Annotated in this window: 21 protein-coding genes; 10 read left to right on the forward strand and 11 right to left on the reverse strand. The window is 57.5% G+C overall.

Going from position 1 to position 23,478, the window contains the following annotated elements; translation table 11 throughout:
• The 7 genes from hyfE to NNN71_RS00505 form a co-directional block, all read right to left on the reverse strand.
• Positions 1-651: a hydrogenase 4 membrane subunit gene (gene hyfE, locus NNN71_RS00475; protein WP_249022916.1), complete on the reverse strand. Its 651-nt coding sequence runs from the start codon at positions 649-651 to the stop codon at positions 1-3.
• 11 nt (positions 652-662) lie between these two features.
• Positions 663-2,102 (reverse strand): hydrogenase 4 subunit D, encoded by a 1,440-nt coding sequence (locus tag NNN71_RS00480; RefSeq protein ID WP_271457652.1) that lies wholly within the window; start codon positions 2,100-2,102, stop codon positions 663-665.
• 16 nt (positions 2,103-2,118) lie between these two features.
• Positions 2,119-3,066, reverse strand: a complete 948-nt coding sequence (locus tag NNN71_RS00485) for a respiratory chain complex I subunit 1 family protein (protein WP_271457653.1) — start codon at positions 3,064-3,066, stop codon at positions 2,119-2,121.
• A 10-nt stretch (positions 3,067-3,076) separates the two neighbouring features.
• Complete coding sequence (gene hyfB, locus NNN71_RS00490; RefSeq protein ID WP_271457654.1) at positions 3,077-5,098, reverse strand: hydrogenase 4 subunit B; 2,022 nt, start codon at positions 5,096-5,098, stop codon at positions 3,077-3,079.
• On the reverse strand, positions 5,098-5,700 hold the full coding sequence (locus NNN71_RS00495) for a 4Fe-4S dicluster domain-containing protein (RefSeq protein WP_271457655.1): 603 nt from the start codon (positions 5,698-5,700) through the stop codon (positions 5,098-5,100). Before NNN71_RS00495 ends, hyfB begins: the two co-directional genes overlap by 1 nt.
• Positions 5,701-5,939: 239 nt before the next feature.
• Positions 5,940-6,410, reverse strand: coding sequence for a thioredoxin-dependent thiol peroxidase (gene bcp / locus NNN71_RS00500; protein ID WP_064543632.1), 471 nt, complete (start codon positions 6,408-6,410; stop codon positions 5,940-5,942).
• A complete protein-coding gene (locus tag NNN71_RS00505) occupies positions 6,410-6,982 on the reverse strand; it encodes a glycine cleavage system transcriptional repressor (RefSeq protein WP_065355889.1) in 573 nt (190 codons plus the stop codon). Before NNN71_RS00505 ends, bcp begins: the two co-directional genes overlap by 1 nt.
• A gap of 154 nt (positions 6,983-7,136) precedes the next feature.
• On the opposite strand from NNN71_RS00505, the gene dapA reads away from it, so the two are divergent.
• From dapA to ypfH, 6 genes are all read left to right on the forward strand, one after another.
• Positions 7,137-8,015 carry a 4-hydroxy-tetrahydrodipicolinate synthase gene (dapA, locus tag NNN71_RS00510; protein WP_163446591.1) on the forward strand — a complete coding sequence of 293 codons (879 nt, stop codon included), beginning with the start codon at positions 7,137-7,139 and terminating at the stop codon, positions 8,013-8,015.
• Positions 8,016-8,031: 16 nt separating this feature from the next.
• Positions 8,032-9,063 carry an outer membrane protein assembly factor BamC gene (gene bamC, locus NNN71_RS00515; RefSeq protein ID WP_064543637.1) on the forward strand — a complete coding sequence of 344 codons (1,032 nt, stop codon included), beginning with the start codon at positions 8,032-8,034 and terminating at the stop codon, positions 9,061-9,063.
• A 109-nt stretch (positions 9,064-9,172) separates the two neighbouring features.
• Positions 9,173-9,886, forward strand: a complete 714-nt coding sequence (gene purC / locus NNN71_RS00520) for a phosphoribosylaminoimidazolesuccinocarboxamide synthase (protein WP_035891480.1) — start codon at positions 9,173-9,175, stop codon at positions 9,884-9,886.
• A 195-nt stretch (positions 9,887-10,081) separates the two neighbouring features.
• Positions 10,082-10,957 (forward strand): KPN_02809 family neutral zinc metallopeptidase, encoded by an 876-nt coding sequence (gene ypfJ, locus NNN71_RS00525; protein ID WP_064543639.1) that lies wholly within the window; start codon positions 10,082-10,084, stop codon positions 10,955-10,957.
• Between the two features lie 16 nt (positions 10,958-10,973).
• Positions 10,974-12,974 carry a tRNA(Met) cytidine acetyltransferase TmcA gene (locus tag NNN71_RS00530; RefSeq protein ID WP_271457656.1) on the forward strand — a complete coding sequence of 667 codons (2,001 nt, stop codon included), beginning with the start codon at positions 10,974-10,976 and terminating at the stop codon, positions 12,972-12,974.
• 76 nt (positions 12,975-13,050) lie between these two features.
• A complete protein-coding gene (ypfH, locus tag NNN71_RS00535) occupies positions 13,051-13,749 on the forward strand; it encodes an esterase (RefSeq protein ID WP_271457657.1) in 699 nt (232 codons plus the stop codon).
• A 61-nt stretch (positions 13,750-13,810) separates the two neighbouring features.
• On the opposite strand, the gene NNN71_RS00540 is transcribed toward ypfH, so the two are convergent.
• The 3 genes from NNN71_RS00540 to NNN71_RS00550 are packed head-to-tail and all read right to left on the reverse strand — an operon-like array spanning position 13,811 to position 15,581.
• Positions 13,811-14,011: a YpfN family protein gene (locus NNN71_RS00540; protein WP_163446594.1), complete on the reverse strand. Its 201-nt coding sequence runs from the start codon at positions 14,009-14,011 to the stop codon at positions 13,811-13,813.
• Between the two features lie 25 nt (positions 14,012-14,036).
• A complete protein-coding gene (dapE, locus tag NNN71_RS00545; protein WP_064543643.1) occupies positions 14,037-15,164 on the reverse strand; it encodes a succinyl-diaminopimelate desuccinylase in 1,128 nt (375 codons plus the stop codon).
• A 57-nt stretch (positions 15,165-15,221) separates the two neighbouring features.
• On the reverse strand, positions 15,222-15,581 hold the full coding sequence (locus NNN71_RS00550) for an ArsC family reductase (protein WP_167575272.1): 360 nt from the start codon (positions 15,579-15,581) through the stop codon (positions 15,222-15,224).
• A gap of 358 nt (positions 15,582-15,939) precedes the next feature.
• Here NNN71_RS00550 and ypfM point away from each other — a divergent pair, with 358 nt between their 5' ends.
• Positions 15,940-15,999, forward strand: a complete 60-nt coding sequence (ypfM, locus tag NNN71_RS00555) for a protein YpfM (RefSeq protein WP_001386977.1) — start codon at positions 15,940-15,942, stop codon at positions 15,997-15,999.
• Between the two features lie 125 nt (positions 16,000-16,124).
• Here ypfM and acrD read toward each other — a convergent pair whose 3' ends face one another.
• Positions 16,125-19,238 (reverse strand): multidrug efflux RND transporter permease AcrD, encoded by a 3,114-nt coding sequence (gene acrD / locus NNN71_RS00560; protein WP_163446126.1) that lies wholly within the window; start codon positions 19,236-19,238, stop codon positions 16,125-16,127.
• A gap of 328 nt (positions 19,239-19,566) precedes the next feature.
• Between acrD and aegA the strand changes: the two genes are divergently transcribed.
• The 3 genes from aegA to NNN71_RS00575 all read left to right on the forward strand — a co-directional run bounded on the left by aegA (position 19,567) and on the right by NNN71_RS00575 (position 23,338).
• Positions 19,567-21,549: a formate-dependent uric acid utilization protein AegA gene (gene aegA, locus NNN71_RS00565; RefSeq protein ID WP_271457658.1), complete on the forward strand. Its 1,983-nt coding sequence runs from the start codon at positions 19,567-19,569 to the stop codon at positions 21,547-21,549.
• 58 nt (positions 21,550-21,607) lie between these two features.
• Positions 21,608-22,183 (forward strand): GDP-mannose pyrophosphatase NudK, encoded by a 576-nt coding sequence (nudK, locus tag NNN71_RS00570; RefSeq protein WP_271457659.1) that lies wholly within the window; start codon positions 21,608-21,610, stop codon positions 22,181-22,183.
• Positions 22,184-22,288: 105 nt separating this feature from the next.
• Positions 22,289-23,338 (forward strand): DUF1176 domain-containing protein, encoded by a 1,050-nt coding sequence (locus tag NNN71_RS00575; protein ID WP_271457660.1) that lies wholly within the window; start codon positions 22,289-22,291, stop codon positions 23,336-23,338.
• Positions 23,339-23,478: the final 140 nt, after the last annotated feature.

The following is a 23,478-nucleotide window of genomic DNA, read 5'->3' on the forward strand; positions in this document are numbered from 1 at the left end:
TTATCCCTTCAGCGCAGTCAGGTCGTTGGCATCCAGCGTGCCGTGAGTGCGCCCTATTTTTCTTGCCAGCACCACCATCACCACGACGGCGAAAATGGCATCGGTCGCAATACCGATTTCCACCAGCTCAGGTGCGCGCCAGGCGAGCAGCGCCAGCACCAGATGCGAGCCGTTTTCCATCAGGCAGTAGCCAAAAATCTGCCGCAGGATGTTGCGCTGGCTGATGATGCACAGCAGCCCCAGCAGAAAATGCCCCAGCGCCACCGCCAGCGCCGGTTTTAGCGCGGCGGCCATTGGCAGGCGAACAGGCTGCACGACAAAAGCGCACAGTAAGACGATCAGCGCCGCCAGCAGCGCCATCGTCACCGGGCTGAAAAGTGTCTGTTCAGCGCGTACGGGCGCCATTTTTCGCAATGCATAGCCCATAATCAGCGGCACCAGCACCACCTTGGTAAGCAGGGCGCTGAAGGCCCACATCATCAACTGCTCGGCAGCGAAGACCTGCGACAGGGTGAAAAAGAGGGTTACCAGCACCAGCGATTGCACGGCGTATAGCGCGCAGGAGAGGTGATAGGGTTTCGCGCAGATCACCAGCAGCGAGGTCAACATCATTAGCCCGGCCAGATTGTTGGTCAGCCATATTCCGGTCATTTTTAACCTCCTTATTGAAGCCAGCTGGCGGCGATGACGCTGGAAACCAGCGACATCACGATTAAAACAAGCAGCACCAGGCGCATCGACAGCGGCAGGGGCGCGGCGTGAACGACCTCTTCGCTCGCTTTGCCCGGCACCACCCGACCAAACCAGTAGATCAGCCAGCCGAAGCTGGCCACGGATTCGATCAGCGCCAGCACCATGATGGGCAGCAGCAGCCAGTGCTGGCTGGAGAGGGCAAAACCGGCGGCGAGGAGCGGATATTTGCTAAAGAAACCGTTGAACGGCGGCACGCCGGTTATCGCCAGCGCCGCCACGCAGAAGCCGACGCCAACCAACGGCAGAGTGGTGAGCACCCCGCGCAGCCGAGGCAGCAGCCGTGTGCCGCAGCTATAGCTCAGCGCGCCAGCGACGAGGAAAAACAGACTCTTGGCGAAGGCGTGGTTGACGATGTAGGCGATGCCGCCGCTGAACGCGAGGGGGGAGCCGAAAACGGAGAGCGATAGCGCCAGAAAAATGTAGGCCAGCTGGGTGATCGTTGACCAGGCCAGCAGCCGCTTCATATCCTGCTGCGGTAGATACATCAGGAAGCCGTATATCAGCGTGACCAGCGCCATAATAACGCCAACCCAGCCGATCGCCGTCGGCACGTTACCGCCGTCGAGAATGGCGCGGGCGAAAATGTAGACGCCCACTTTAACCATCGACGCGGCGTGCAGATAGGCGCTGACCGGCGTCGGCGCTTCCATTGCATCCGGCAGCCACGCCTGGAGCGGCAGTTGGGCTGATTTTCCCCACGCGGCGAACAGAATACCGCCATAGACCAGATAGCGAGCATCGCCCTCTAGCTGGCTCATGGCGCTGAGCGCAAAGGTGCCGGTTTGTAAAAACAGCGTGGCGGCGGCAAGGTACAGTCCCAGAGAAGCAAGATGGGTAATCAGCAGCGCCTTTAGCGCCGAACGCTGCGCCTTCTCGCTTTGGTAGTAGCTAATCAACGCCCATGAACAGCCGCCGGTGATTTCAAAAAACAGCAGCTGGCCGAGGATTGTGGCCGAGAGCACCAGCCCGGACATCGCGCCGATAAAGATCAGCAGAAAGGCGTAATAGCGATTGCCGCCATCGTGCGGATGCTCGCGGTTTTGCGCGGTGAGGTAGCCGGTGGAGTACAGCGCGACCAGCAGACCGAGGAACACGACGACGAACAGAATCAGCGTGCTGACGCGATCGATAACGAAACCGAACAGCGCGGTATCGCCAATGCTGGCGAGGGGAATTAGCGTGGCCGTTTTGCCGCTGCAATAAAACGCGGCGTTGAGCGCCAGCATCGCGAGGGTCGCTAACCCGGCAAACAGCGTGCCCAGCCTGGCTGCCTGCTTCTGCGGGGCCAACGACACGACCAGCGCGCCGATAAACGGCAGTAGCAGCGTCGTTAAAGCAAGATTTTCCATAGTGTAACGGTGCTCCTTACAGACCGGTTAGCCAGAAAACATACGACAGTGCGGCCAGGCTAAAACCGAGCCAGGTCAGATGGTGGGTCAGCAAAAAGCGGCCGCGGGCAAGGGCGTTTTCCACCACCGAGGCCAGCGCAAACAGCACCAGCACCTTCAGCAGCGTCACGACCAGCGACAGCAACAGGCTACCGACGCTGAGCGTGACGGCGCTGCCGAAGGGGAAAAAGAGGGCGATAAATAACGAGGCCATCACCACCTGTTTGAGCCCTAGCCCCCACTTCACCAGCGCCAGCCCGGCGCCGGAGTATTCTGTCAGCGGCCCTTCCTGTAGCTCCTGCTCCGCTTCCGCGACGTCAAAGGGGATTTTGCCCATTTCGATAAAGCAGGCGAACCCACAGGCCAGTAGCGCCAGCAGCGTTGCGACAGGCGAAACCCAGCCGTTTGCCAGCGCGTTGCTGATGATGGCGATATGGGTTGAGCCCGCGATCAACGCCAGCACCAGAAGGGCAAGGATGAGCACCGGTTCGACCAGCACGCCCAGCGTTAACTCGCGACTGGCGCCGAGCCCGGCAAACGGGCTGCCGGTGTCCAGCCCTGAGAGGGCGAAGAAAAAGCGAAATAGCGCCAGCAGGTAAATCAGGGTGATCAGGTCGCCGCCGCCGGTGAAAAGCGAGGCGCGGACAAAAAGCGGCAACGTCGTCGCCACTACCAGCATGCTGCTGAGCAGCACCCAGGGCATCAGGCGGAACATCAGCCCGGAAGAGGCGGGGGCAACCTCCTGACGTTTCAGCAGCTTGCTGATATCCCGGTAGTCCTGCCAGATGCCGGGCCCCTGGCGGGAGTGCATTCGGGCGCGAATCTGGCGCGAGACGCCGGTGAAAAAAGGCGTGAGCGCCAACAGTATCACCGCCTGAATCAGCGCCATAATCAGCAGGTATCCGGTGGAAAGAGTGTGGGTCATCGTCATATCCTCAGACGCCAATGGTCAGTAGCAGGATCAGCAGCGCGGCGATCACATACAGGCAATAGAGTCGGAAATCGCCGCTTTGAAGATGCTGAACGATCAGCGCCAGCCGCTGCGTCAGACCAACGGTCGGGCGAATAATGCGCTCGTCCCAGAACGGCTCGGCGCGCCGTGCCGCTGACGTTGCGTGCGCCAGTCCGCGAGACATCGTCGGGGCCGGATCGCAGCGTTGACGCAGTTGATAAAGCGTGGAGAACATCACCCGCAGCGGCTGGGTAACGCTGCTGGCTGAGGGCGCCATCGCGCTCTCCCAGCCGTAACCGCAGGCCCACGCATCGCCGCCGCGACGAAACGTGCCCCGGCTCGGGCGGTTTATCAGCCAGAACACGCCGGGAATGAGGGGCAGTGCGATAAGTAGCAGAAGAATGAGCGAAGGCGTCAGCAGGGTATCGTGCAAGCCGCCGGGTATCAGCGCGGCGCCCTGCGCAGCGGGCGGCGTGGCTGTCGCAATAAGCGAGGCGACAATCTGCATTATCTGGGGGGCAATCCAGACCGCGCCGACGCCGCTGAGGACGCAAAGCGCGGCCAATATCAACATGGCGGCGACCATCGGCCACGGAACTTCGCGCGCCCGTTCCGCCGCTTCGCTACGCGCTGCGCCGCAGAAGCTGATGCCATAGACATTGACGAAGCACATGGCCGCTAGCGCGCCGGCCAGCGCCAGCGTGACGATAGCGACAGGTCCGGCAAGGCGCAGCGCCACATCGCTGAAATGGGTCATGGCGAACAGCGATTGATAGATATACCACTCGCTGACAAAACCGTTCAGCGGCGGCATCGCGGAGATCGCCAGGCAGCCGATGGCGAATGCTCCCGCGGTCCACGGCATGCGCTTCGCCAGTGCGCCCATCTGGTCCATATCGCGAGTGTGCATCCGCCAGATAATCGCCCCGGCGCCGAGGAACAGCAGTCCTTTAAACAGCGCGTGGTTGAGCACATGAAAGAGCGCGCTCAGCAGGCCAACGGCGGCAAGTACCGGCTGACGCAGCGCCAGGCCGATCAGGCCGACGCCGACGCCGAGCAGGATAATGCCGACATTTTCCACCGTACTCCACGCCAGCAGGCGTTTTATGTCGCGCTCGGTCAGCGCGTACAGCACGCCAATAACCGCCGATATGGCGCCGACAGCCAGCACCAGTACCCCCCACCACAGCAAAATACCGCTATGGGACAGCAGGTCGGTCGCCACTTTCAGCATGCCGAAAATACCGATTTTCACCATCACGCCGGACATCAATGCCGATGCGTGCGAGGGCGCTGCCGGGTGCGCGCGCGGCAGCCAGCTGTGCAGCGGCAGCATTCCCGCCTTGGCGCCGAAGCCGAGAAAGGCCAGCAAGAACACCGCGGAAGAGAGCGCCGGGGAGAGCGTCAGCGGGCGGAAGCTACTGAAATCGAGACTGCCGCTTTCTCGCCAGAGCAGGAAAAAGGCGATCATGATCAGGACGGAACCGGCGTGGGCGATAAAAAAGTAGAGCATCCCGGCGTGCAGCGATTCGTCGTTTTGCTCGGCGATGACTAAAAACCACGAGGCCAGGGACATCATTTCGAACAGCACGATAAACCAGAACGCGTTGTCCATGACCAGCAGGCCGACCATTGAAGCGATAAACAGGTTCATAAAGAACCCCATTGCCGCCGCCCCCTTTCCGAGGTATTCACGCATATAGGCCAGAGAATAGAGTGCGCAGACGCTGACCAGCAGCGAGATAACCAGCACCATAAACGCGCTGAGGCTGTCCATCCGCACGCTCAGGTCGGCGAATTCAAACGGGGTTGATACACGCCAGAAAAGGGTGGCGCCGTCATTGAGCTGGCTAACGGCGCTGGCGATGCCCGCCAGGCCGCCCAGCAGGGCCGGGATGCCCGCGGCCTTGATGGCCAGCGCTTCTCGGCTGGAAAGCAGCAATGAAGCCAGGCCGCCTGCCACGTACAGCGTCAGGGAACATAACAGGAGTTGTAGGGCATCCATTAACGTTGATCCTGGAGAGGGGAAAGGGAGGGGAGCGACTCTGCCGCGAGCCGCTGCTGTTGTTTCGCCCGCTGCTGTAACGACGCTTCGGTGACAAGGTGCAGCGCCTGAGTGGCGCAGGCCTGTACGCAGGCCGGACCGGCGGGCAGGAAATAGCAAAGATCGCACTTCACGGCGACGGCTTTGATACCGACATCCCAGCGCAGCAGAGGATGAAGCTCGGGCGCGCTTTCTACCGTATTGTGCAGCGGCGTAGCAGGCTGATGCTGAAAGTGGGCTGGGGTACTTACCGGCTGGCTGCCGGAGGGCGTAATCGCGCCAAACGGGCAGACCAGCGCGCAAAGTTTGCAGCCGATACACAGGCTCTCGTTGAGCTGCACGGCGCTATCAACGACGCTGATAGCGCTCACCGGGCAGACATGCTGGCAGGGCGCGTCTTCGCAGTGGCGACAGAGAATGGGCGCGGTCTGCGTGGCGGTACGCGTCAGGGCAAGCCGCGGATGCTGTTGTAGCCCCTGCGTTTTATGCGCGTCCGCGCAGGCGGCAAGACAGGTATTGCACCCGATGCACCATTGCGGGTCGGTAATCACAAAGCGATTCATGACATTTCCTTGAGACAAAAGCGGAATCTGCATCGCCTAATGCATAAGTAATGCCAATCTTTAAAGTTGTTTTAAATCAATGTGATATGTGTTTTTCTCGCCTGGAGCCGAACAAAAGTGATGATGTCGGGAGAAAGGGGGCGGCGAAGGTTCGGCACTAGTGTCGGAAGGGAAAATGCGATGTGAGCTTTCTCACAAAAAGAAGGCGCCGGAGAACCGGCGCCGTGAGGCGGTGGCGATCAGGCGTTAGCCTGTAGCCAGCCCAGCACCACGTCATGGTGGTTGCTGGTCTTGAAATCATCGAAGACGTGTTCAATTTTACCGTCGGCGTCAATCAGGAAACTGATGCGGTGAATGCCGTCATAGGTTTTCCCCATGAAGGTTTTCTCACCCCAGATGCCAAATTGTTCACAGACCTGGTGATCTTCATCGGAAAGCAGGGTGAAGTTCAGCAGCTCTTTTTCAGAGAAGCGGGAGAGTTTTTCCGGTTTATCGGTGCTGATACCCAGAACCTCAACGCCGGCTTTTTTCAGCTCGTCCATATTATCGCGAAGGCCGCATGCCTGCACGGTGCAGCCAGGGGTCATCGCTTTCGGGTAAAAATAGACCAGAACACGTTGTCCCTGGAAGTCGGTCAAATTTACTTGCTCGCCGTCTTGATCGGGCAAACTAAATTTCGGTGCGATATCACCGGCTTTCAGTGGGTTCATTACTCAGCTCCATCCTGTTCATCATGCTGTGAATAATTAATCACGTTTATACTGCCTTGCGCTTTCAATTCTGTACATAGGGCTTTGAACGCTTGCTCAATATTTGATGCATTTTGCGTAGCCGGGCTGTGGGCGGTAATTTGAATAAACAACTGCGCAGCCCCTTCATCGGAGCCCGGTTGGGTACGCGACACCAGCTCGGCAATATTCATCTCCCAGCTGTCAAACAGGGCAGTAAAACGCTCGATAATATGCGGTGAATCAGGAACTTCCACCTGTACCCACACGGTAGCCGGCATGGCCGGACGCGGGCTGGCGGTGGTTCGTTTCATGACGATCAGCAGGTCCAGCTCCGCACCTTTCAGCGGTAAGGTGGACTCAATCAGCGTAATCGCATTCCATGTTCCGGACAGCAGCATAATAAAAGTGAATTCATCTCCCAGCATCGCCAACCGACTGTCTTCGATATTACAGCCGCAGCTGCTCACGTGACGAGTGATCGTATTGACAATGCCAGGGCGATCCGCGCCCAGGGCTGTTATGACCAGATAGTGTTGTAATGAGGCTGTCAAACCTGTTCTTCCTTTAAAAAGGTGCGGTATACCCTAGGAAAGCATAAAAAAAACCGGCATACAACATTCTGAAGGGCCTCAGTCTCTTGCTTTTATTACAGTACCAAACGTACCATTGAGTTTCATGTCCGCACGTCAGCACAGAGGATGGCCCATGTTCACGGGAAGTATTGTAGCGCTTGTCACGCCGATGGATGAAAAAGGTAATGTCGACCGTTCAAGCCTGAAAAAACTGATTGATTACCATGTCGCCAACGGAACCTCGGCGATTGTGTCGGTAGGGACTACCGGCGAGTCAGCAACGCTTAGCCACGAAGAGCATGGCGATGTGGTCTTAACTACCCTGGAACTGGCCGATGGCCGTATTCCGGTTATCGCAGGAACGGGGGCAAATGCAACCGCAGAGGCGATTAGCCTGACCCAGCGTTTCAACGACAGCGGCGTCGTTGGCTGCCTGACCGTTACCCCATACTACAACCGTCCGACTCAGGAAGGTCTGTTCCAGCACTTTAAAGCGATTGCCGAGCATACTGACCTGCCGCAAATCCTGTATAATGTGCCGTCCCGTACCGGCTGCGATATGCTGCCGGAAACCGTAGGTCGCCTGGCGAAAATTAAAAATATTATCGCGATTAAGGAAGCCACGGGGAACTTAAGCCGTGTTCATCAGATCAAAGAGCTGGTTTCAGACGATTTCATCCTGCTCAGCGGTGATGATGCAACCGGTCTGGACTTCATGCAGCTCGGCGGTCAAGGCGTTATTTCGGTAACGGCGAACGTCGCGGCGCGTGATATGGCGGAAATGTGCAGACTGTCCGCAGCTGGAGAGTTCGCGCAGGCGCGCATCATCAACCAGCGTTTGATGCCGCTGCACAATAAATTATTTGTCGAACCCAATCCTATCCCGGTGAAATGGGCATGTAAGGAATTGGGGCTTGTGGCGACCGACACCATGCGCTTGCCGATGACACCGATTACCGACCACGGTCGTGACGTGGTGGCATCCGCACTGAAGCATGCCGGTTTGCTGTAAAGTTTAGGGAGATTTGATGGCTTACTCAGTACAGAAGTCGCGCCTGGCCAAGGTTGCGGGTGTATCGCTGGTTTTACTGCTTGCGGCCTGTAGTTCCGACTCGCGTTATAAGCGCCAGGTGAGCGGCGATGAGTCCTATCTGGACGCTACGCCGTTAAGTGAACTTCACGCCCCTGCGGGCATGATCCTGCCGATCGAAAATGGCGACTACAACATTCCTGTCGCCAATGGCAGCGGTGCCGTCGGTAAAGCGCTGGATATCCGTCCGCCGGCTCAGCCGTTGGCGCTGGTCGCTGGTGCGCGTACCCAGTTTACGGGCGACACCGCCACGCTGTTGGTGGAAAATAGCCGTAGCGGCTCTCTGTGGCCGCAGGTGGTCAGCATAATTCAGGGGAAAAACTACACCATCACCAAACGTGATGATGCTAGCCAAACGCTGACGACGGACTGGGTCGAGTGGAATCGCCTTGATGAAGACCAGCAGTATCGTGGTCGCTATCAAATCTCCGTGCAGCCTCAGGGCTACCAGCAGGCGGTGATGGTGAAGCTGGTTAACCTGGAACAGGCGGGCAAACCGGTGGCCGATCGCGCTTCTTTACAGCGCTATAGCGCCGAAATGCTGAACGTGATTTCCGCTGGTCTGGATAAGAACGCCAGCGACGCACAGGCTTCTCGCGGTTCCGCGGGCGCGACCTTTGATGTACAGAGCGCTTCTGATGATACCGGTCTGCCAATGCTGGTGGTGCGCGCACCGTTCAACCAGGTCTGGCAGCGTCTGCCGGGCGCGCTGGAAAAAGCGGGCATGAAAGTGACCGACAGCACCCGTTCTCAGGGCAGCATCGCCGTGACCTATAAGCCGCTGTCTGACAGCAGCTGGCAGGCGTTGGGCGCGAGCGATCCGGGTCTGGTCTCCGGTGACTACAAGCTTCAGGTCGGTGACCTCGACAACCGTAGTAGCCTGCAGTTCATCGATCCGAAAGGTCATACGTTGACGCAGTCGCAAAATGACGCCCTGGTAGCAGTATTCCAGGCGGCATTGAGTAAGTAATTTATCAGGGCTGGAGCAATCCGGCCCTTTTTTCTGTATAGTGACGCAAACGTGTGCGTCAGCAGAAAAGCACAAATTTTTATGGTTAATCATCACTGGAGTGACAAAGATGCAAAAGCTAGCTGAGTTGTATCGTGGTAAAGCGAAAACCGTATACAGCACCGAAAATCCGGATCTGTTGGTACTCGAATTCCGTAACGATACGTCAGCAGGGGATGGCGCTCGCATTGAGCAGTTCGATCGTAAAGGTATGGTGAATAACAAATTCAACCATTTCATTATGAGCAAACTGGCGGAAGCGGGTATCCCGACCCAAATGGAAGCGCTGTTGTCCGATACCGAATGTCTGGTGAAAAAGCTGGATATGGTGCCGGTGGAGTGCGTTGTCCGTAACCGCGCCGCCGGTTCGCTGGTGAAACGTTTAGGGATCGAAGAAGGTATTGAGCTGAACCCGCCGCTGTTCGACCTGTTCCTGAAAAACGATGCCATGCATGACCCGATGGTTAACGAATCCTACTGCGAAACCTTCGGCTGGGTGAGCAAAGAGAACCTGGCGCGCATGCAGGAACTGACCTTCAAAGCGAACGACGTGCTGAAAAAGCTGTTCGACGACGCGGGCCTGATCCTCGTGGACTTCAAGCTGGAGTTCGGTCTGTTCAAAGGCGAAGTGGTGCTGGGCGATGAGTTCTCGCCGGACGGCAGCCGTCTGTGGGACAAAAAGACCATGGATAAAATGGACAAAGACCGTTTCCGTCAGAGCCTTGGCGGCCTGATCGAAGCCTACGAAGAAGTGGCGCATCGTTTAGGCGTGAAGCTGGACTAAGTTATGACGTCCCCGGCCTCGCCTGCGCGTAGGCCGGATAAGGCGTTGACGCCGCCATCCGGCAATGTGTTCGTCGCTTGCCCGATGGCGCTGCGTTGACCCGCTCATCTCCCTTCCTGATGTATTTCCAGTGGTAATCCTGCCCGTAACCGCCTACGATCGTATCAGTAACAATAAAAGAAGATCGAGGTAGTTATGCGTTGGCAAGGCCGTCGTGAAAGCGACAATGTAGAAGACCGGCGGAACAGTTCTGAATCCCCACTCTCCGGGCGCGGCCCTGGTTTCCGTATTCCCAGCGGTAAGGGCGGTATCATTCTGCTGATTGTCGTGCTGGTTGCGGGCTATTACGGCGTCGACTTAACCGGCCTGATGACCGGCGAACCGATTGGTCAGAGCCAGCAACAAAGCTCGCAGCGCGTCAGCAACCCGAACGATGATGAAGCGGCAAAGTTTACCTCGGTTATCCTTGCCACCACTGAAGACACCTGGGCGCAGCAGTTTAAAGAAATGGGGAAAACCTATCAGCCGCCGCGTCTGGTGATGTACCGTGGCGCGACCCGTACCGGCTGCGGTACCGGCCAGTCGGTGATGGGGCCATTCTACTGCCCGGCCGATAGCACGGTTTATATCGACCTCTCTTTCTATGACGATATGAAAAGCAAACTCGGTGCAGGCGGCGATTTCGCGCAGGGCTACGTGATTGCGCATGAAGTGGGGCACCACATCCAGAAACTGCTCGGCATCGAGCCGAAAGTCCGTCAGATGCAGCAGGGCGCATCGCAGGCTGAAGTGAACCGCCTGTCGGTCCGCATGGAGCTTCAGGCCGACTGTTTTGCGGGTGTCTGGGGTCATAACATGCAAAAACAGGGGATTCTGGAGGCTGGCGATCTTGAAGAAGCGCTGAACGCTGCCGAAGCGATTGGCGATGACCGCTTACAGCAGCAGAGCCAGGGCCGCGTGGTACCCGACAGCTTTACTCACGGCACATCACAGCAGCGCTACACCTGGCTGAAACGCGGCTTCGATAGCGGCGACCCGTCCCAGTGCAACACCTTCAGTAAATCGCTTTAACGGGATGTCGAAGGTCATGGATGAGCTGCTCGCGCAGGCCGCGCGAATGGCGCAGGAGGGGATTCGCCGTCTGCTGGTGGTTAGCGGCGACCCTGACTGGTGCGCAGAGCAGGCAGTAGCGTTTCGCAACGCTATCGAACACGACGTGCTGTGGGTGGGCCCGCAGACCGTGGCCCCTCCTTTTTGCCAGCCTGGCAAACTTGTCACGCTGCTCGGGCGCGAGTTCCAGCACGCCATCTTTGACGCTCGCGCCGGTTTTGACGTGTCGGCGTTTGCCGCGCTGGCGGGGACCTTGCGTGCCGGTAGCTGGCTGGTGCTGCTGGTGCCGGACTTCTCACGCTGGCCTCAGCAACCCGATGCGGACTCGCTGCGCTGGAGCGATACGCCGGAGCCCATCGCCACCCCCCATTTTGTTCACCATTTTTGCCGTACTCTGGCCGCCAACCCGCAGGCGAGAATCTGGCGTCAAGGTGAGCCACTGACGCCGCTCAATGACCCTCCGCGACCACCATGGCAGCAGGCTAACGGCCAGCCCGACATTGAACAGCAATCGATTCTGTCAGCGCTGGCCAACGCCACCGCGCAGGTTTGTGTGGTGACGGCGGAACGCGGGCGTGGTAAGTCGGCGCTGGCCGGAATGCACATCCGACAGCTTTCCGGCACGGCGCTGGTCACGGCACCTTCCCGTGCTTCGGCGGAGGTAATTGCTGCCTTTGCCGGCGAGCGCTTTCGCTTTATCGCGCCGGATGCGCTGCTGGCCTCTGATGAAACCGCCGATTGGCTGGTGGTCGATGAGGCCGCAGCCATTCCCGCCCCGCTGTTGCAAAAGCTGATGACCCGCTTTTCGCGGGTGCTGCTAACCACCACCGTCCAGGGTTATGAAGGCACCGGACGTGGCTTTGCGCTGAAATTCTGTGCCGCGTTCCCGCAGCGGCAGGCGTTTACCCTGAACCAGCCCATTCGCTGGGCTGCCGGCTGCCCGCTGGAGGCGGTTGTGAACGAGGCGCTGATTTTCGATGATGATGCCTTTACCACCCCGCCGCAGGGCACGATAACGTTGAAACCCGTGGCGCAGTCAGCCTGGCAAACGACCCCAGCGCTGCCCCGCGCGCTCTATCAGCTGCTTTCCGGCGCCCATTATCGCACCTCGCCGCTGGATCTGCGGCGTATGATGGACGCGCCGGGCCAGCATTTTCTGAGTGCTCAAAGCAGTGACGGTCCGGCAGGCGCGTTGTGGTTGGTCGACGAAGGCGGGCTTTCGGCGGAACTGAGCCGGGCAGTGTGGGCCGGTTTTCGCCGCCCGCGCGGTAATCTGGTGGCGCAATCGCTGGCGGCTCACGGCGGCAGTCCGCTGGCAGCGACGCTTATCGGGCGACGCATCAGCCGCATTGCGGTACATCCGCTACGTCAGCGCGAAGGTCTCGGCCAACGGCTGGTCGAACGGGCGTGGCAGGACGCTGAGGGGTGTGATTATCTCTCAGTGAGCTTTGGTTATACCGATGCGCTATGGCGCTTCTGGCAGCGCTGTGGCTTTACGCTGGTGCGTATTGGCACTCAGCGGGAGGCCAGCAGCGGCTGCTACGCGGCGATGGCTATTCGTTCGCTGACGGCGGCAGGGGAAGCGTTGATGTTACATGAGCATCAGCGATTGTGCCGCGAATGGCGCTGGCTACGCCGATGGGTAGATGAAAAAGTGCCTCTGGCGGAAGTGACAGAGACTATCCTTACTGAGAATGACTGGTGGGATTTGGCCGGTTTTGCCTTTGCTCATCGCCCGATGCTGGCGGTGCTGGCGAACCTGCACCGGCTGAGCGAGCTGACTGAGCTGGCAATACCCGCGCTGCGCGGGCGTTTGTGCGGCGAGGCTGAGTCTGAACTGTGTGCTCGTCTGGGTGTGCAGGGGCGTAAAGCGCTGCTGTCCCGGCTTCGTGCAGAAGCGGCGCAGGCGATGCGCAACGTTGACGCTGAACGCACAAACCGGCTGGCGGAACAGATCCCGCAACTGCAATTTTTTTAACTGACTCATTCAGTTAAATGGCATGGTCATTATTCTGGTGCGGCGTAAACTGACCGTCAAAACCAAGGAGACAGCCATGACGCACGATCATTTTGTTGTTCAAAGCCCCGCGAAGCCCGCTCAACAGCTGCTGCTGTTGTTTCATGGCGTGGGCGATAATCCGGTCTCAATGGGGCAGATCGGCAGCTGGTTTGCGCCGCTGTTTCCGGATGCCTTGATTGTCAGCATTGGCGGTGCTGAACCGTGCGGCCCGGCGCCGGGTCGCCAGTGGTTTTCGGTGCAGAGCGTGACCGAAGAGAACCGCCAGGCGCGCGTTGATGCCATTATGCCGACCTTTATTGAAACGGTACGCTACTGGCAAAAACAGAGCGGCGTGGGCCCGCAGGCCACCGCGCTGATCGGCTTTTCACAAGGGGCGATTATGTCGCTGGAAAGCATCAAAGCCGAGCCAGGTCTGGCTTCACGCGTGATCGCTTTTAATGGCCGTTACGCCACGCTGCCGCAGCACGCGACCACCAGCACCACGATCCATCTGATCCACGGTGGAGAAGACCGGGTGATCGATTTAGCCTGGGCGGTGAAAGGTCAGGAAGCGCTCCTGGCCGCGGGCGGCGATGTGACGCTGGATATTGTCGACGATCTGGGGCACGCGATTGACGATCGCAGCATGCAGTTCGCGCTCGATCACCTGCGTTATACCGTGCCGAAGCACTATTTCGATGAGGCATTGAGCGGCGGAACGCCGAAAGATGACGATATTATTGAAATGCTGTAAGTCTCGCGCGTTCCCGGTTACCCGGGAACGTGTAAGCCTTCAGGCAGCCTGATGTGGCGATTTATTGCTTCGGCGGGTTCTTCTTCGGCCAGTCGTCGTCGTCGTCCCACTTATCATTGCAGTCACGATGCGGCGGAAGCTCAGGTTTATCGGCAAGGAATTTTTTATGATCGACGCGACTAAGATCCTTAATCACGTTGATAATCACCCCCACCAGGAAAACCAGCACCAGAATCCACCAGTATTTTGTCAGCCAATCCATGCGCATTACCTCTTTTGTTGTGCCGTCAGGCGACAAGTTGTTCCATGATACGCTGATACATCCGCGCCAGCATCTGCAGGTCTGCGGCATTTACGCATTCATTTATCTTGTGAATGGTCGCGTTCACCGGACCCAGCTCAACAACCTGCGCGCCCATCTGGGCGATAAAGCGACCATCTGACGTCCCGCCGGTGGTCAGTAACTGCGGTTCTATTTCATTATAGTGCGCAATCGCGTTAACCACCGCGTCTACCAGCTTGCCGCGTGCGGTCAGGAACGGTTGCCCGGAGATCCACCAGTCTACCGAGTAGCGCAGTTGGTATTTTTCCAGTAGGGCGATCACACGTTCTTTGATCATCGCGTCGGTCAGCTCGGTGCTGAAGCGGAAGTTGAACTGCACGAACAGATCGCCCGGGATGACGTTGTTGCTGCCGGTACCCGCCTGGATGTTGGCAATTTGCATGCTGGTTGGCGGGAAGAATTCGTTGCCCTGATCCCATTCGATAGACACCAGTTCGTTCATCCACGGCGCGGCGCGATGAACCGGGTTGTCGGCAAGGTGCGGGTAGGCCACGTGGCCCTGCACGCCGTGAATGGTCAGGTTACAGGTCATGGAACCACGGCGGCCATTTTTCACCACGTCACCCACCACTTCGGTGCTCGACGGTTCGCCCACCAGGCAGTAATCCAGGCGTTCGTTGCGCGCCATCAGCGCTTCCACCACCTTCACGGTACCGTGGGTGGCGCTGGCCTCTTCATCGGAGGTGATCAGGAACGCCAGGCGGCCTTTATGGTTCGGGTGCTGGGCGACAAAACGTTCTGCAGCAACAACCATCGCAGCCAGCGAGCCTTTCATGTCCGCCGCTCCGCGGCCAAACAGCATGCCATCACGAATGGTTGGTTCAAATGGCGGGTTAATCCAGCGATCGGCATCACCAGCCGGCACCACATCGGTGTGGCCTGCAAATGCCAGGGTTTCCCCTTTACCGCGCCAGGCCCAGAAATTCTGGGTATCACCAAAATCCATGGGCTCAACGGTAAAACCGATAGCGCGCAGGCGTTCAATCATTAATGCCTGACAGCCCGCGTCATCGGGGCTGAGAGACGGGCGGCGAATAAGCTGCTGAGCCAGCTCAATGACTGGGCAAGACATAAACTAAACCTCGTTATTTTTCGTTATCTGCAAAAAGTCAAAAACGGGGCGGCGGCATTAGCGCATCTGGGCGAGCCACTGACCGTAACTGGCATCACTAAAACCCAGCAGCATAGGCTGTGCAGGCGCACAGAGCAATGGGCGTTTAATGATCGCGGGCATTTCCAACATCAGCGCAGCGGCGGCGTCGGCATTGTTGATGCCCATACGCACGCTTTCGTCCAGCTTACGCCAGGTGGTACCGCGGGTATTCAATAACGCTTCCCAACCCAACTCGGCAATAAAGGATGCCAGTAACTCGGGGGGCAGGCCGTCAACGCGATAATCATGAAAGCGATATTCAACCTGATGGTCGTCCAGCCAGCGACGGGCTTTTTTAATTGTGTCGCAATTTTTTATTCCATAGAGGATGGTCATGTTCCACCTTTATATCAGCAGGTTTTTTAGGGTCTCGAATATACACGGAATTCCCGTGGCTGCCTGTTTTAATTTAATCCTGATAAACAGGCTGAAATTCGTACAGTTTATCATGCCGTCTACGACGAAAGTCGCAGTTTGTTCACTTTGTTGTAGGGTAAATTCTTATCATATGATTCACATTCTGATAACTATTTCAGAATGTTGCTGTTCGTCACATTAAATGTCAACATTCCAGCCCATAGTGGCCTCAAGCAGTAAACAATCGTTGGCAGCGGCAATCAAAGTAATCGGATTAACCGTATTCACAGGTCATACATTTGTACGTAATATACGCATAATAATAAGAGAGGTAGTTATGATCGAACGTGAACTGGGGAACTGGAAAGATTTTATCGAAGTGATGCTTCGTAAATAATTTTCAGAAAGGTTAGTGATTAAGCGCTGTGTTCTTTCAATTACCATGATGGTGTTGTTTGCAGTACAGAGTCAATGCTCAACATAAAGATAAAAAGGCGACAGTGACTGTCGCCTTTTCTGTTTTTATTCAGGCTTTTCTTTTAACGGGAATCGACGTCGTACCAGCACAAAGAACAGCGGTACGAAGAAGATAGCCAGCACCGTTGCCGAGATCATCCCGCCAACCACGCCGGTACCCACCGCATGCTGGCCGCCGGAACCCGCGCCGGTGGTTAATGCCATGGGCAGAACCCCGAAGATAAACGCCAGCGAGGTCATCAGGATGGGACGCAGGCGCTGACGGCAGGCTTCGAGGGTCGCCGACATCAGGTCTTCGCCTTTCTCATTCATTTCATTGGCAAATTCAACGATCAGAATGGCGTTCTTCGCCGAGAGCCCGATAACCGTCAGCAGCCCCACCTGGAAGTAAACGTCGTTTTCCAGCCCGCGCATCCAGGTGGCCAGCAGCGCGCCAATCACCCCCAGCGGTACCACCAGCATCACCGAGAACGGCACCGACCAGCTTTCATACAGCGCCGCCAGGCACAGGAACACCACCAGCAGTGAAATGGCGTATAGCGCAGGAGCCTGCGCGCCGGAGAGCCGTTCCTGGTAGGACATTGCTGTCCACTCCAGACCAAAACCGGTCGGCAGCTGTTTGACCAGATTCTGCATCACGTCCATTGCGGTACCGGTACTGACGCCCGGCGCGGCTTCACCGATAATTTCGACGGCTGAATAACCGTTATAGCGCTCCAGGCGCGGCGAGCCGGTTTCCCAGCGTGAGGTGGCGAAGGCCGAGAACGGCACCATCTGACCCGCGTTGTTACGCACATACCACTGATTAATGTCATCCGGCAGCATGCGGTACTTCGCGGCGGCCTGCACGTACACTTTCTTCACGCGGCCACGGTCCATAAAGTCGTTCACATAGCTCGAACCCCACGCGGTTTGCAGCGTGTCGTTGATATCGTCGATAGAGACGCCCAGCGCCTGCGCTTTACGCTGATCGATATCGATCTGCAGCTGCGGGCTGTCATCAAGGCCGTTGTGGCGCACGCGGGTGAGCTGCGGACTCTGTCCTGCCAGCTCCAGCAGCTTATCGCGTGCGGCCATCAGCGCATCGTGCCCGGCGCCGCCGTGATCCTGCAGTTCCATATCAAAACCGGCAGAGCTGCCCAGGCCGCTGATGGCTGGCGGGCTGCTGGCGTAGACGCGCGCCTCTTTAATCTTGTTCAGCGCTTTGGTTGCGCGCTCGATAATGGCAAACGAGGTGCCAGTGGTGCTATCGCGCTCGTCCCAGTCTTTCAGGCGCACAAACATGCGCGCGACGTTCTGCCCATTACCACCCGGGCCGGAACCGATGGTGGCAAAAATGGAGGTGATATTGTCCTTCTCGTTTTTGAAGAAATAGTCTTCAACCTGTTCCACCACTTTCAGCGTTTGCTGCTGAGTGGAGCCGCTCGGAAGCTGGACCGAGGTGGTAAACATACCGCGGTCTTCCAGCGGCAGGAACGAGGAGGGCAGGCGCAGGAACAGGAACACCATGCCGCCCAGCAGCACCACATAAATCAGCATCCAGCGTACGCTGCGGTGGAGGATTTTCGCCACGCCGGACTCATAGCGGCGCGCGCTGGCATCGAAGTTACGGTTGAACCAGCCAAAGAAGCCTTTGGTGCCGTGCACTTCGCCTTTATGAATGGGTTTGAGAATGGTGGCGCACAGCGCGGGCGTCAGAATCATCGCCACCAGTACCGACAGCACCATCGCCGAAACAATGGTAATCGAGAACTGACGATAGATAGCCCCGGTGGTGCCGCCAAAGAAGGCCATCGGGATAAATACCGCCGACAGCACCATCGCGATACCCACCAGCGCGCCCTGAATCTGGCCCATCGATTTACGCGTTGCCTGCCTTGGCGTCAGCCCCTCGGTACTCATAATACGCTCGACGTTCTCGACAACCACGATGGCGTCATCCACCAGAAGCCCGATGGCGAGCACCATGGCGAACATCGTCAGGGTGTTAATACTGTATCCGCAGGCGTAGAGAATGGCGAAGGTGCCCATCAGCACCACCGGTACGGCGATGGTGGGAATCAGCGTGGCGCGGAAGTTTTGCAGGAACAGGTACATCACCAGGAACACCAGCAGGATGGCTTCCAGCAGCGTTTTCACCACGTCTTTGATCGATGCTTTGACGAAGGAAGTGGTTTCGTAGGCGACTTTATACTCCAGGCCATGTGGGAAATAGGCTTTTAGCTCGTCCAGACGCTGAATAACGCGCTCGGCGGTCGCCATTTCGTTGGCCCCTGAGGCGAGTTTGATGCCAAGGCCAGACGCCGGGTTGCGATTATAACGGCTGAGATAGTCATATTTTTCCGCGCCCATTTCGACGGTGGCAACGTCTCCGAGCGTCACTTCTGAGCCATCCTGGTTAACGCGCAGGGTGATGTCGCGGAACTGCTGTGGCGTTTGCAGCAGCGATTGCGCATTAATGGTGGCGTTCAGCGCCTGCTTATCAACCGACGGCGTTCCGCCAAGCTGCCCAACGGCAATCTGCGCGTTCTGCGATTTAATGGCGCTGGTGACGTCGGAAGCGGTTAACTGATAGCTGTTGAGCTTGGCCGGATCCAGCCAGATGCGCATGGAATATTGCGAACCGTAGGCGTCAATGTCGCCGACGCCGTCAACGCGACTGAGCGGGTCCTGAATGTTACTGGCGACATAGTCGGAAATATCTTGCTTATCCATGCTGCCGTCGGTGGAGACGAAGGCGATGGTCAGAATGTTGGTATCGCCTGTTTTACGTACCGTGACGCCTTGCGTCTGCACCGCCTGTGGCAGCTTGTTCATTGCCGTTTGCAGCTGGTTTTGTACCTGCTGTACCGCTTCGTCCGGGTCGGTGCCGGCGACGAAGCTCAGCGTGATTGACGCCTGGCCGGTGGCGCTGCTTTGAGAGGACATATACATCAGGTTATCGATGCCAGTCATGTTCTGTTCGATAACCTGGGTGACGGTGTTTTCCAGCGTTTGCGCGGACGCGCCCGGATAGTTGGCGGTCACGCGGACGTTCGGCGGCGCGAGGTCTGGGTACTGCTCTACCGGTAATGAAAATATCGCCAGGGTTCCGGTAAGGCACAAAAGGATTGCTAGCACCCAGGCAAAAATGGGGCGATCGATGAAGAAATTCGCCATCAGGATCCGAACCTCGTGTTGGTCATTTTTTTTACGTACTGAATTGCGTCAAACACTGTAGCCGTAAGGCTCCCGGCAATCGTGGAGAAAATAAGAAGATAATGTAAATAATCATACCGCTTTGGCGAAACGGTTTGCATATCCTTACGCAAGCCGATTTCTGCCCCCTGAAACGTAATTTCATTTAAGCTGAAATTTTTTGATCTGCCACAGCTTACTGACAAATAGTCGCCGATTCTGGGCAAATGGACATTGCCTGTACGGGGATTCCTCGGCTAATAAATAGGACTTATAAATATAAGGTTTTTTAACCATAGGCTGAGCGAGTATGAACCGTTTTATTAGGGTAGATAGCCAACAATGCATTGGATGCAGGGCGTGTGAAGTTGCCTGTGTGATGTCGCATAACGGAGAGCAACATGTGCTCGACGCGTCGCAGTTTATGCCGCGCATCACGGTCGTCAAAATGAACCATCAACGAGGGGCCGCTACCTGCCATCATTGTGAAGATGCCCCCTGTGCACGCAGCTGCCCGAACGGCGCGATTCGGCAGGTTGATGACGCCATCCAGGTCGACCAGGCGAAGTGTATTGGCTGTAAATCCTGTGCGGTTGCCTGTCCGTTTGGCACCATGCAAATTGTTCTCGCGCCGACTCAGGACGGGCGTGTAAAAGCCACGGCCCACAAATGCGATCTCTGCCACGAGCGCCCGGCAGGCCCGGCTTGTGTGGAAAACTGCCCGGCGGACGCCCTACAGCTGATGACCAGCCAGCAACTGAGCGATATTGCGCGCACCCGACGCCTGCAAACGGCCTGCCGCGAAGCGCAGCCGTGGCACAGCGAGAGTCGTGCGCCGGCTGCGAAGATTCAGCGTAGCAAGGTGCAGCAGATGGCGCTGACACCCGCTCGCGGTGAGGCGGATAAACTCAATCTTGCCGCCCGTAAAACCGGCTTTGGCGAAATTTATCTGCCGTTACGTCACGAACAGGCGCAACAGGCTTCCGCACGCTGCCTGAGCTGTGGCGAGCATAGCGTTTGCGAATGGACCTGTCCGCTGCACAACCATATTCCGCAGTGGATCGAACAGGTCAACGCCGGGGATATTGACGCGGCGGTCGAGCTGTCGCATCAGACCAACCCGCTGCCGGAAATCACGGGCCGCGTCTGCCCGCAGGATCGCCTGTGTGAAGGGGCCTGCACCCTGCGCGATGAGCACGGCGCGGTCACGATTGGCAATATTGAACGCTATATCTCTGACCGTGCGCTAGCCAAAGGCTGGCGTCCGAATATTGGCAATGTCGCCAGCAGCGGTAAGCGAGTGGCGATTATCGGCGCCGGGCCTGCCGGGCTGGCATGCGCCGACATTCTGGTGCGTCAGGGCGTGGAGCCGGTCGTGTTTGACCGCCATCCGGAAATCGGCGGACTGCTGACCTTCGGCATCCCGGCATTCAAGCTGGATAAATCGCTGATGGCCCGCCGCCGTGAAATCTTTAGCGACATGGGTATTCGTTTTGAGCTGAACTGTGAAATTGGCAAAGACATCCCCCTGGACAGGTTGCTGGAAGAGTACGACGCCGTGTTTGTTGGGGTGGGTACCTACCGTTCCATGAAGGCGAACCTGCCGAATGAAGATGCGCCGGGGGTGTATGACGCGCTGCCGTTCCTGATCGCGAACACGAAAAACGTGATGGGGCTCGAGGCGTTGCCTGAGGAACCGTATATCAATACCAAAGGGCTTAACGTGGTGGTGCTTGGCGGTGGCGATACGGCGATGGACTGCGTGCGTACCGCACTGCGTCACGGTGCGGAAAAGGTCACCTGTGCCTATCGTCGCGATGAAGCCAACATGCCTGGGTCGAAAAAAGAGGTCAAAAACGCGAAGGAAGAGGGAGCGGAGTTTGAGTTCAACGTTCAGCCCGTCACACTGGAGCTGGATGCTGAGGGCCGCGTGTGCGGCGTCCGTTTCCTGCGCACCGAGCTTGGTGAGCCGGATGCTCAGGGTCGCCGCCGTCCGACGCCGATTCCCGGCAGCGAGTTTGTGATGCCTGCTGATGCGGTCATCATGGCCTTTGGTTTCCATCCGCACGGTATGCCGTGGCTGAACGCGCTGGGTGTGGAGGTTGACGACTGGGGACGCATTCGCGCCAACGTGCATTCGCGCTACCGTTATCAAACCTCGAATCCCAAAATTTTCGCCGGTGGCGATGCGGTGCGTGGCGCCGATCTGGTGGTGACCGCAATGGCTGAAGGCCGTCATGCGGCGCAGGGGATCCTCGACTGGTTAGGCGTGAAAATCACCCGCGCGCATTGACGATACCCCGGCTTCACGGCGTAATATGACGCGAAAGCGTTATCGCCGTGGAGCCTGTATGTCCCTTAATATCAACGTTATTAAAGATAAAATCCTGTCCGAAAACTACTTCATCCTGCGTAATATTACCTACGATTTGACCCAAAAAAATGGCGAAGTGGTGCAACACAAACGCGAAGTTTACGACCGTGGCAACGGCGCGACGGTGCTGCTCTACAACCGCCAGAAGCAGAGCGTGGTGCTGGTGCGTCAGTTCCGTGTCGCCACCTGGGTGAACGGTAATGCCAACGGCATGCTGATTGAAACCTGCGCCGGGTTGCTCGACGACGACGAGCCGGAAGCGTGCATTCGCAAAGAGGCTATCGAAGAGACCGGCTATCAGGTCAACAACGTGCGTAAAGTGTTTCAGCTGTATATGTCGCCGGGCGGCGTGACCGAAATCGTCCACTTCTTTATTGCCGAATACGACGATCGTCTGCGCGATAACGCGGGCGGCGGCGTGGATGATGAAGATATTGATGTGCTGGAGCTGCCGTTCACCCGTGCAATTGAGATGATTCGCACTGGTGAAATTTGCGATGGTAAGACGGTGATTTTACTCCAGTATCTGCAAGGTTCAGGCCTGATGGCGTAATTTTGTGGCCGGCTCAATCCGATAAATCCGATTGAGCGCTACCGCTTCGTCCTCCAGGATAGCCCCGGTAAGTTGATGCTTTTTTCTTCTGGGGTTGTACCGTCCATGCGTTACCGCATTCTCCTTTTTTTCTTCTGCATCGGGTGGCTCCCGACGTCGTTGACGTGGGCGGCGCCGACGCAGCAGCTTTTTTCCGACTGGTTGGTGACCTGTAATAACCAGAATTTCTGTGTGACCCGTAACGTTGGCCTGCACTATGGTCTGGTGATGACCCTCAGCCGCAGCGCCGGGGCGCACACCGATGCCCAACTGCGTATTGAGTTGGGCGGGCTGGTTAACCCGGTGGCGGCGGTCCCGGCGATCGAACCTCGGTTGCTGCTTGATGGGAAGCCGCTAAAGCTCAGCGGCGAGCACTGGAAAATACAGCCGAAATGGCTGTCGACCGGCGATAGCGTCACCATAGACGCCTTCCTGCAACAAATTCAGGATGCTCAGGCCATTACGCTGTCGAAGGGCGTGCAGGTGATGTCGTTACAGGGGCTGAAGGCGGCGTTGCTGTTTATCGATGCCCAACAGAAACGCGTGGGTAATGAAACCGCGTGGATCCGTAAAGGCGACGAGCCGCCGCTGAGCGTGCCGCCCGCTCCGCCGCTGAAGACCGTCGCAAAAGTTAGCCCTGCGCCGACGCCGCTCGGTCGCGATGAATACAACGACCTGCTCGATTTCGCCACCTGGCGGATGAACAACGTGCAGTGTTCGCTGGATCCGCTGCGGCGTGAAGTGTGGGTGACCGCGTTAAGTGACGATAAAGCGCTGATCATGACCAGCTGTGAATCCGGGGCCTACAACACTATCTATCGTGCCTGGCTGGCGTCGCGCAAAAAGCCGTTTGCCACCACGCCGATTCGCCTGCGTTTGCCGTTCCTGCCTTCCGGTAAGGAGGGGCGTGATATTGAACTGGTGAATTTGACGTTTAACGAACATACGCGTGAACTGATCACGCTTGAGAAGGGACGCGCCCTCGGCGACTGCGGTACACAGACGCGCTGGCGCTTCGATGGACAACGCTTTCGCCTGGCGCGTTACGCCACTCAACCGCAGTGTGACAACTGGCAGGGAGCGGACGCCTGGGCTACACAGTGGGTTTCCGGTTAACGTTTTCACGATTCCATTCCAGGGGCAGCCGCCCCTCCGCGTCTTTTCAATGTTGATAAAAATGTATCAACAACATGATTAATATAACGATTTTAGATGATGGCTTAACGAGGGCGGTTTCCCCAGGATGGTAGACTTGC

It is taken from the genome of Kluyvera sp. Awk 3 (genome assembly GCF_028069715.1).
Taxonomy (GTDB): domain Bacteria; phylum Pseudomonadota; class Gammaproteobacteria; order Enterobacterales; family Enterobacteriaceae; genus Kluyvera; species Kluyvera georgiana_A.

Bases quoted from the DNA above. Each gene is read 5' to 3' on its own strand.
- bcp (WP_064543632.1), bottom strand. From the start codon at position 6,410: ATGAACCCACTGAAAGCCGGTGATATCGCACCGAAATTTAGTTTGCCC.
- NNN71_RS00530 (WP_271457656.1), top strand. From the start codon at position 10,974: ATGGATGAGCTGCTCGCGCAGGCCGCGCGAATGGCGCAGGAGGGGATT.
- NNN71_RS00540 (WP_163446594.1), bottom strand. From the start codon at position 14,011: ATGGATTGGCTGACAAAATACTGGTGGATTCTGGTGCTGGTTTTCCTG.
- acrD (WP_163446126.1), bottom strand. From the start codon at position 19,238: ATGGCGAATTTCTTCATCGATCGCCCCATTTTTGCCTGGGTGCTAGCA.
- purC (WP_035891480.1), top strand. From the start codon at position 9,173: ATGCAAAAGCTAGCTGAGTTGTATCGTGGTAAAGCGAAAACCGTATAC.
- hyfB (WP_271457654.1), bottom strand. From the start codon at position 5,098: ATGGATGCCCTACAACTCCTGTTATGTTCCCTGACGCTGTACGTGGCA.
- nudK (WP_271457659.1), top strand. From the start codon at position 21,608: ATGTCCCTTAATATCAACGTTATTAAAGATAAAATCCTGTCCGAAAAC.
- aegA (WP_271457658.1), top strand. From the start codon at position 19,567: ATGAACCGTTTTATTAGGGTAGATAGCCAACAATGCATTGGATGCAGG.
- hyfE (WP_249022916.1), bottom strand. From the start codon at position 651: ATGACCGGAATATGGCTGACCAACAATCTGGCCGGGCTAATGATGTTG.
- NNN71_RS00480 (WP_271457652.1), bottom strand. From the start codon at position 2,102: ATGGAAAATCTTGCTTTAACGACGCTGCTACTGCCGTTTATCGGCGCG.
- NNN71_RS00495 (WP_271457655.1), bottom strand. From the start codon at position 5,700: ATGAATCGCTTTGTGATTACCGACCCGCAATGGTGCATCGGGTGCAAT.
- NNN71_RS00575 (WP_271457660.1), top strand. From the start codon at position 22,289: ATGCGTTACCGCATTCTCCTTTTTTTCTTCTGCATCGGGTGGCTCCCG.
- dapE (WP_064543643.1), bottom strand. From the start codon at position 15,164: ATGTCTTGCCCAGTCATTGAGCTGGCTCAGCAGCTTATTCGCCGCCCG.
- NNN71_RS00550 (WP_167575272.1), bottom strand. From the start codon at position 15,581: ATGACCATCCTCTATGGAATAAAAAATTGCGACACAATTAAAAAAGCC.
- dapA (WP_163446591.1), top strand. From the start codon at position 7,137: ATGTTCACGGGAAGTATTGTAGCGCTTGTCACGCCGATGGATGAAAAA.
- bamC (WP_064543637.1), top strand. From the start codon at position 8,032: ATGGCTTACTCAGTACAGAAGTCGCGCCTGGCCAAGGTTGCGGGTGTA.
- NNN71_RS00485 (WP_271457653.1), bottom strand. From the start codon at position 3,066: ATGACCCACACTCTTTCCACCGGATACCTGCTGATTATGGCGCTGATT.
- ypfJ (WP_064543639.1), top strand. From the start codon at position 10,082: ATGCGTTGGCAAGGCCGTCGTGAAAGCGACAATGTAGAAGACCGGCGG.
- ypfH (WP_271457657.1), top strand. From the start codon at position 13,051: ATGACGCACGATCATTTTGTTGTTCAAAGCCCCGCGAAGCCCGCTCAA.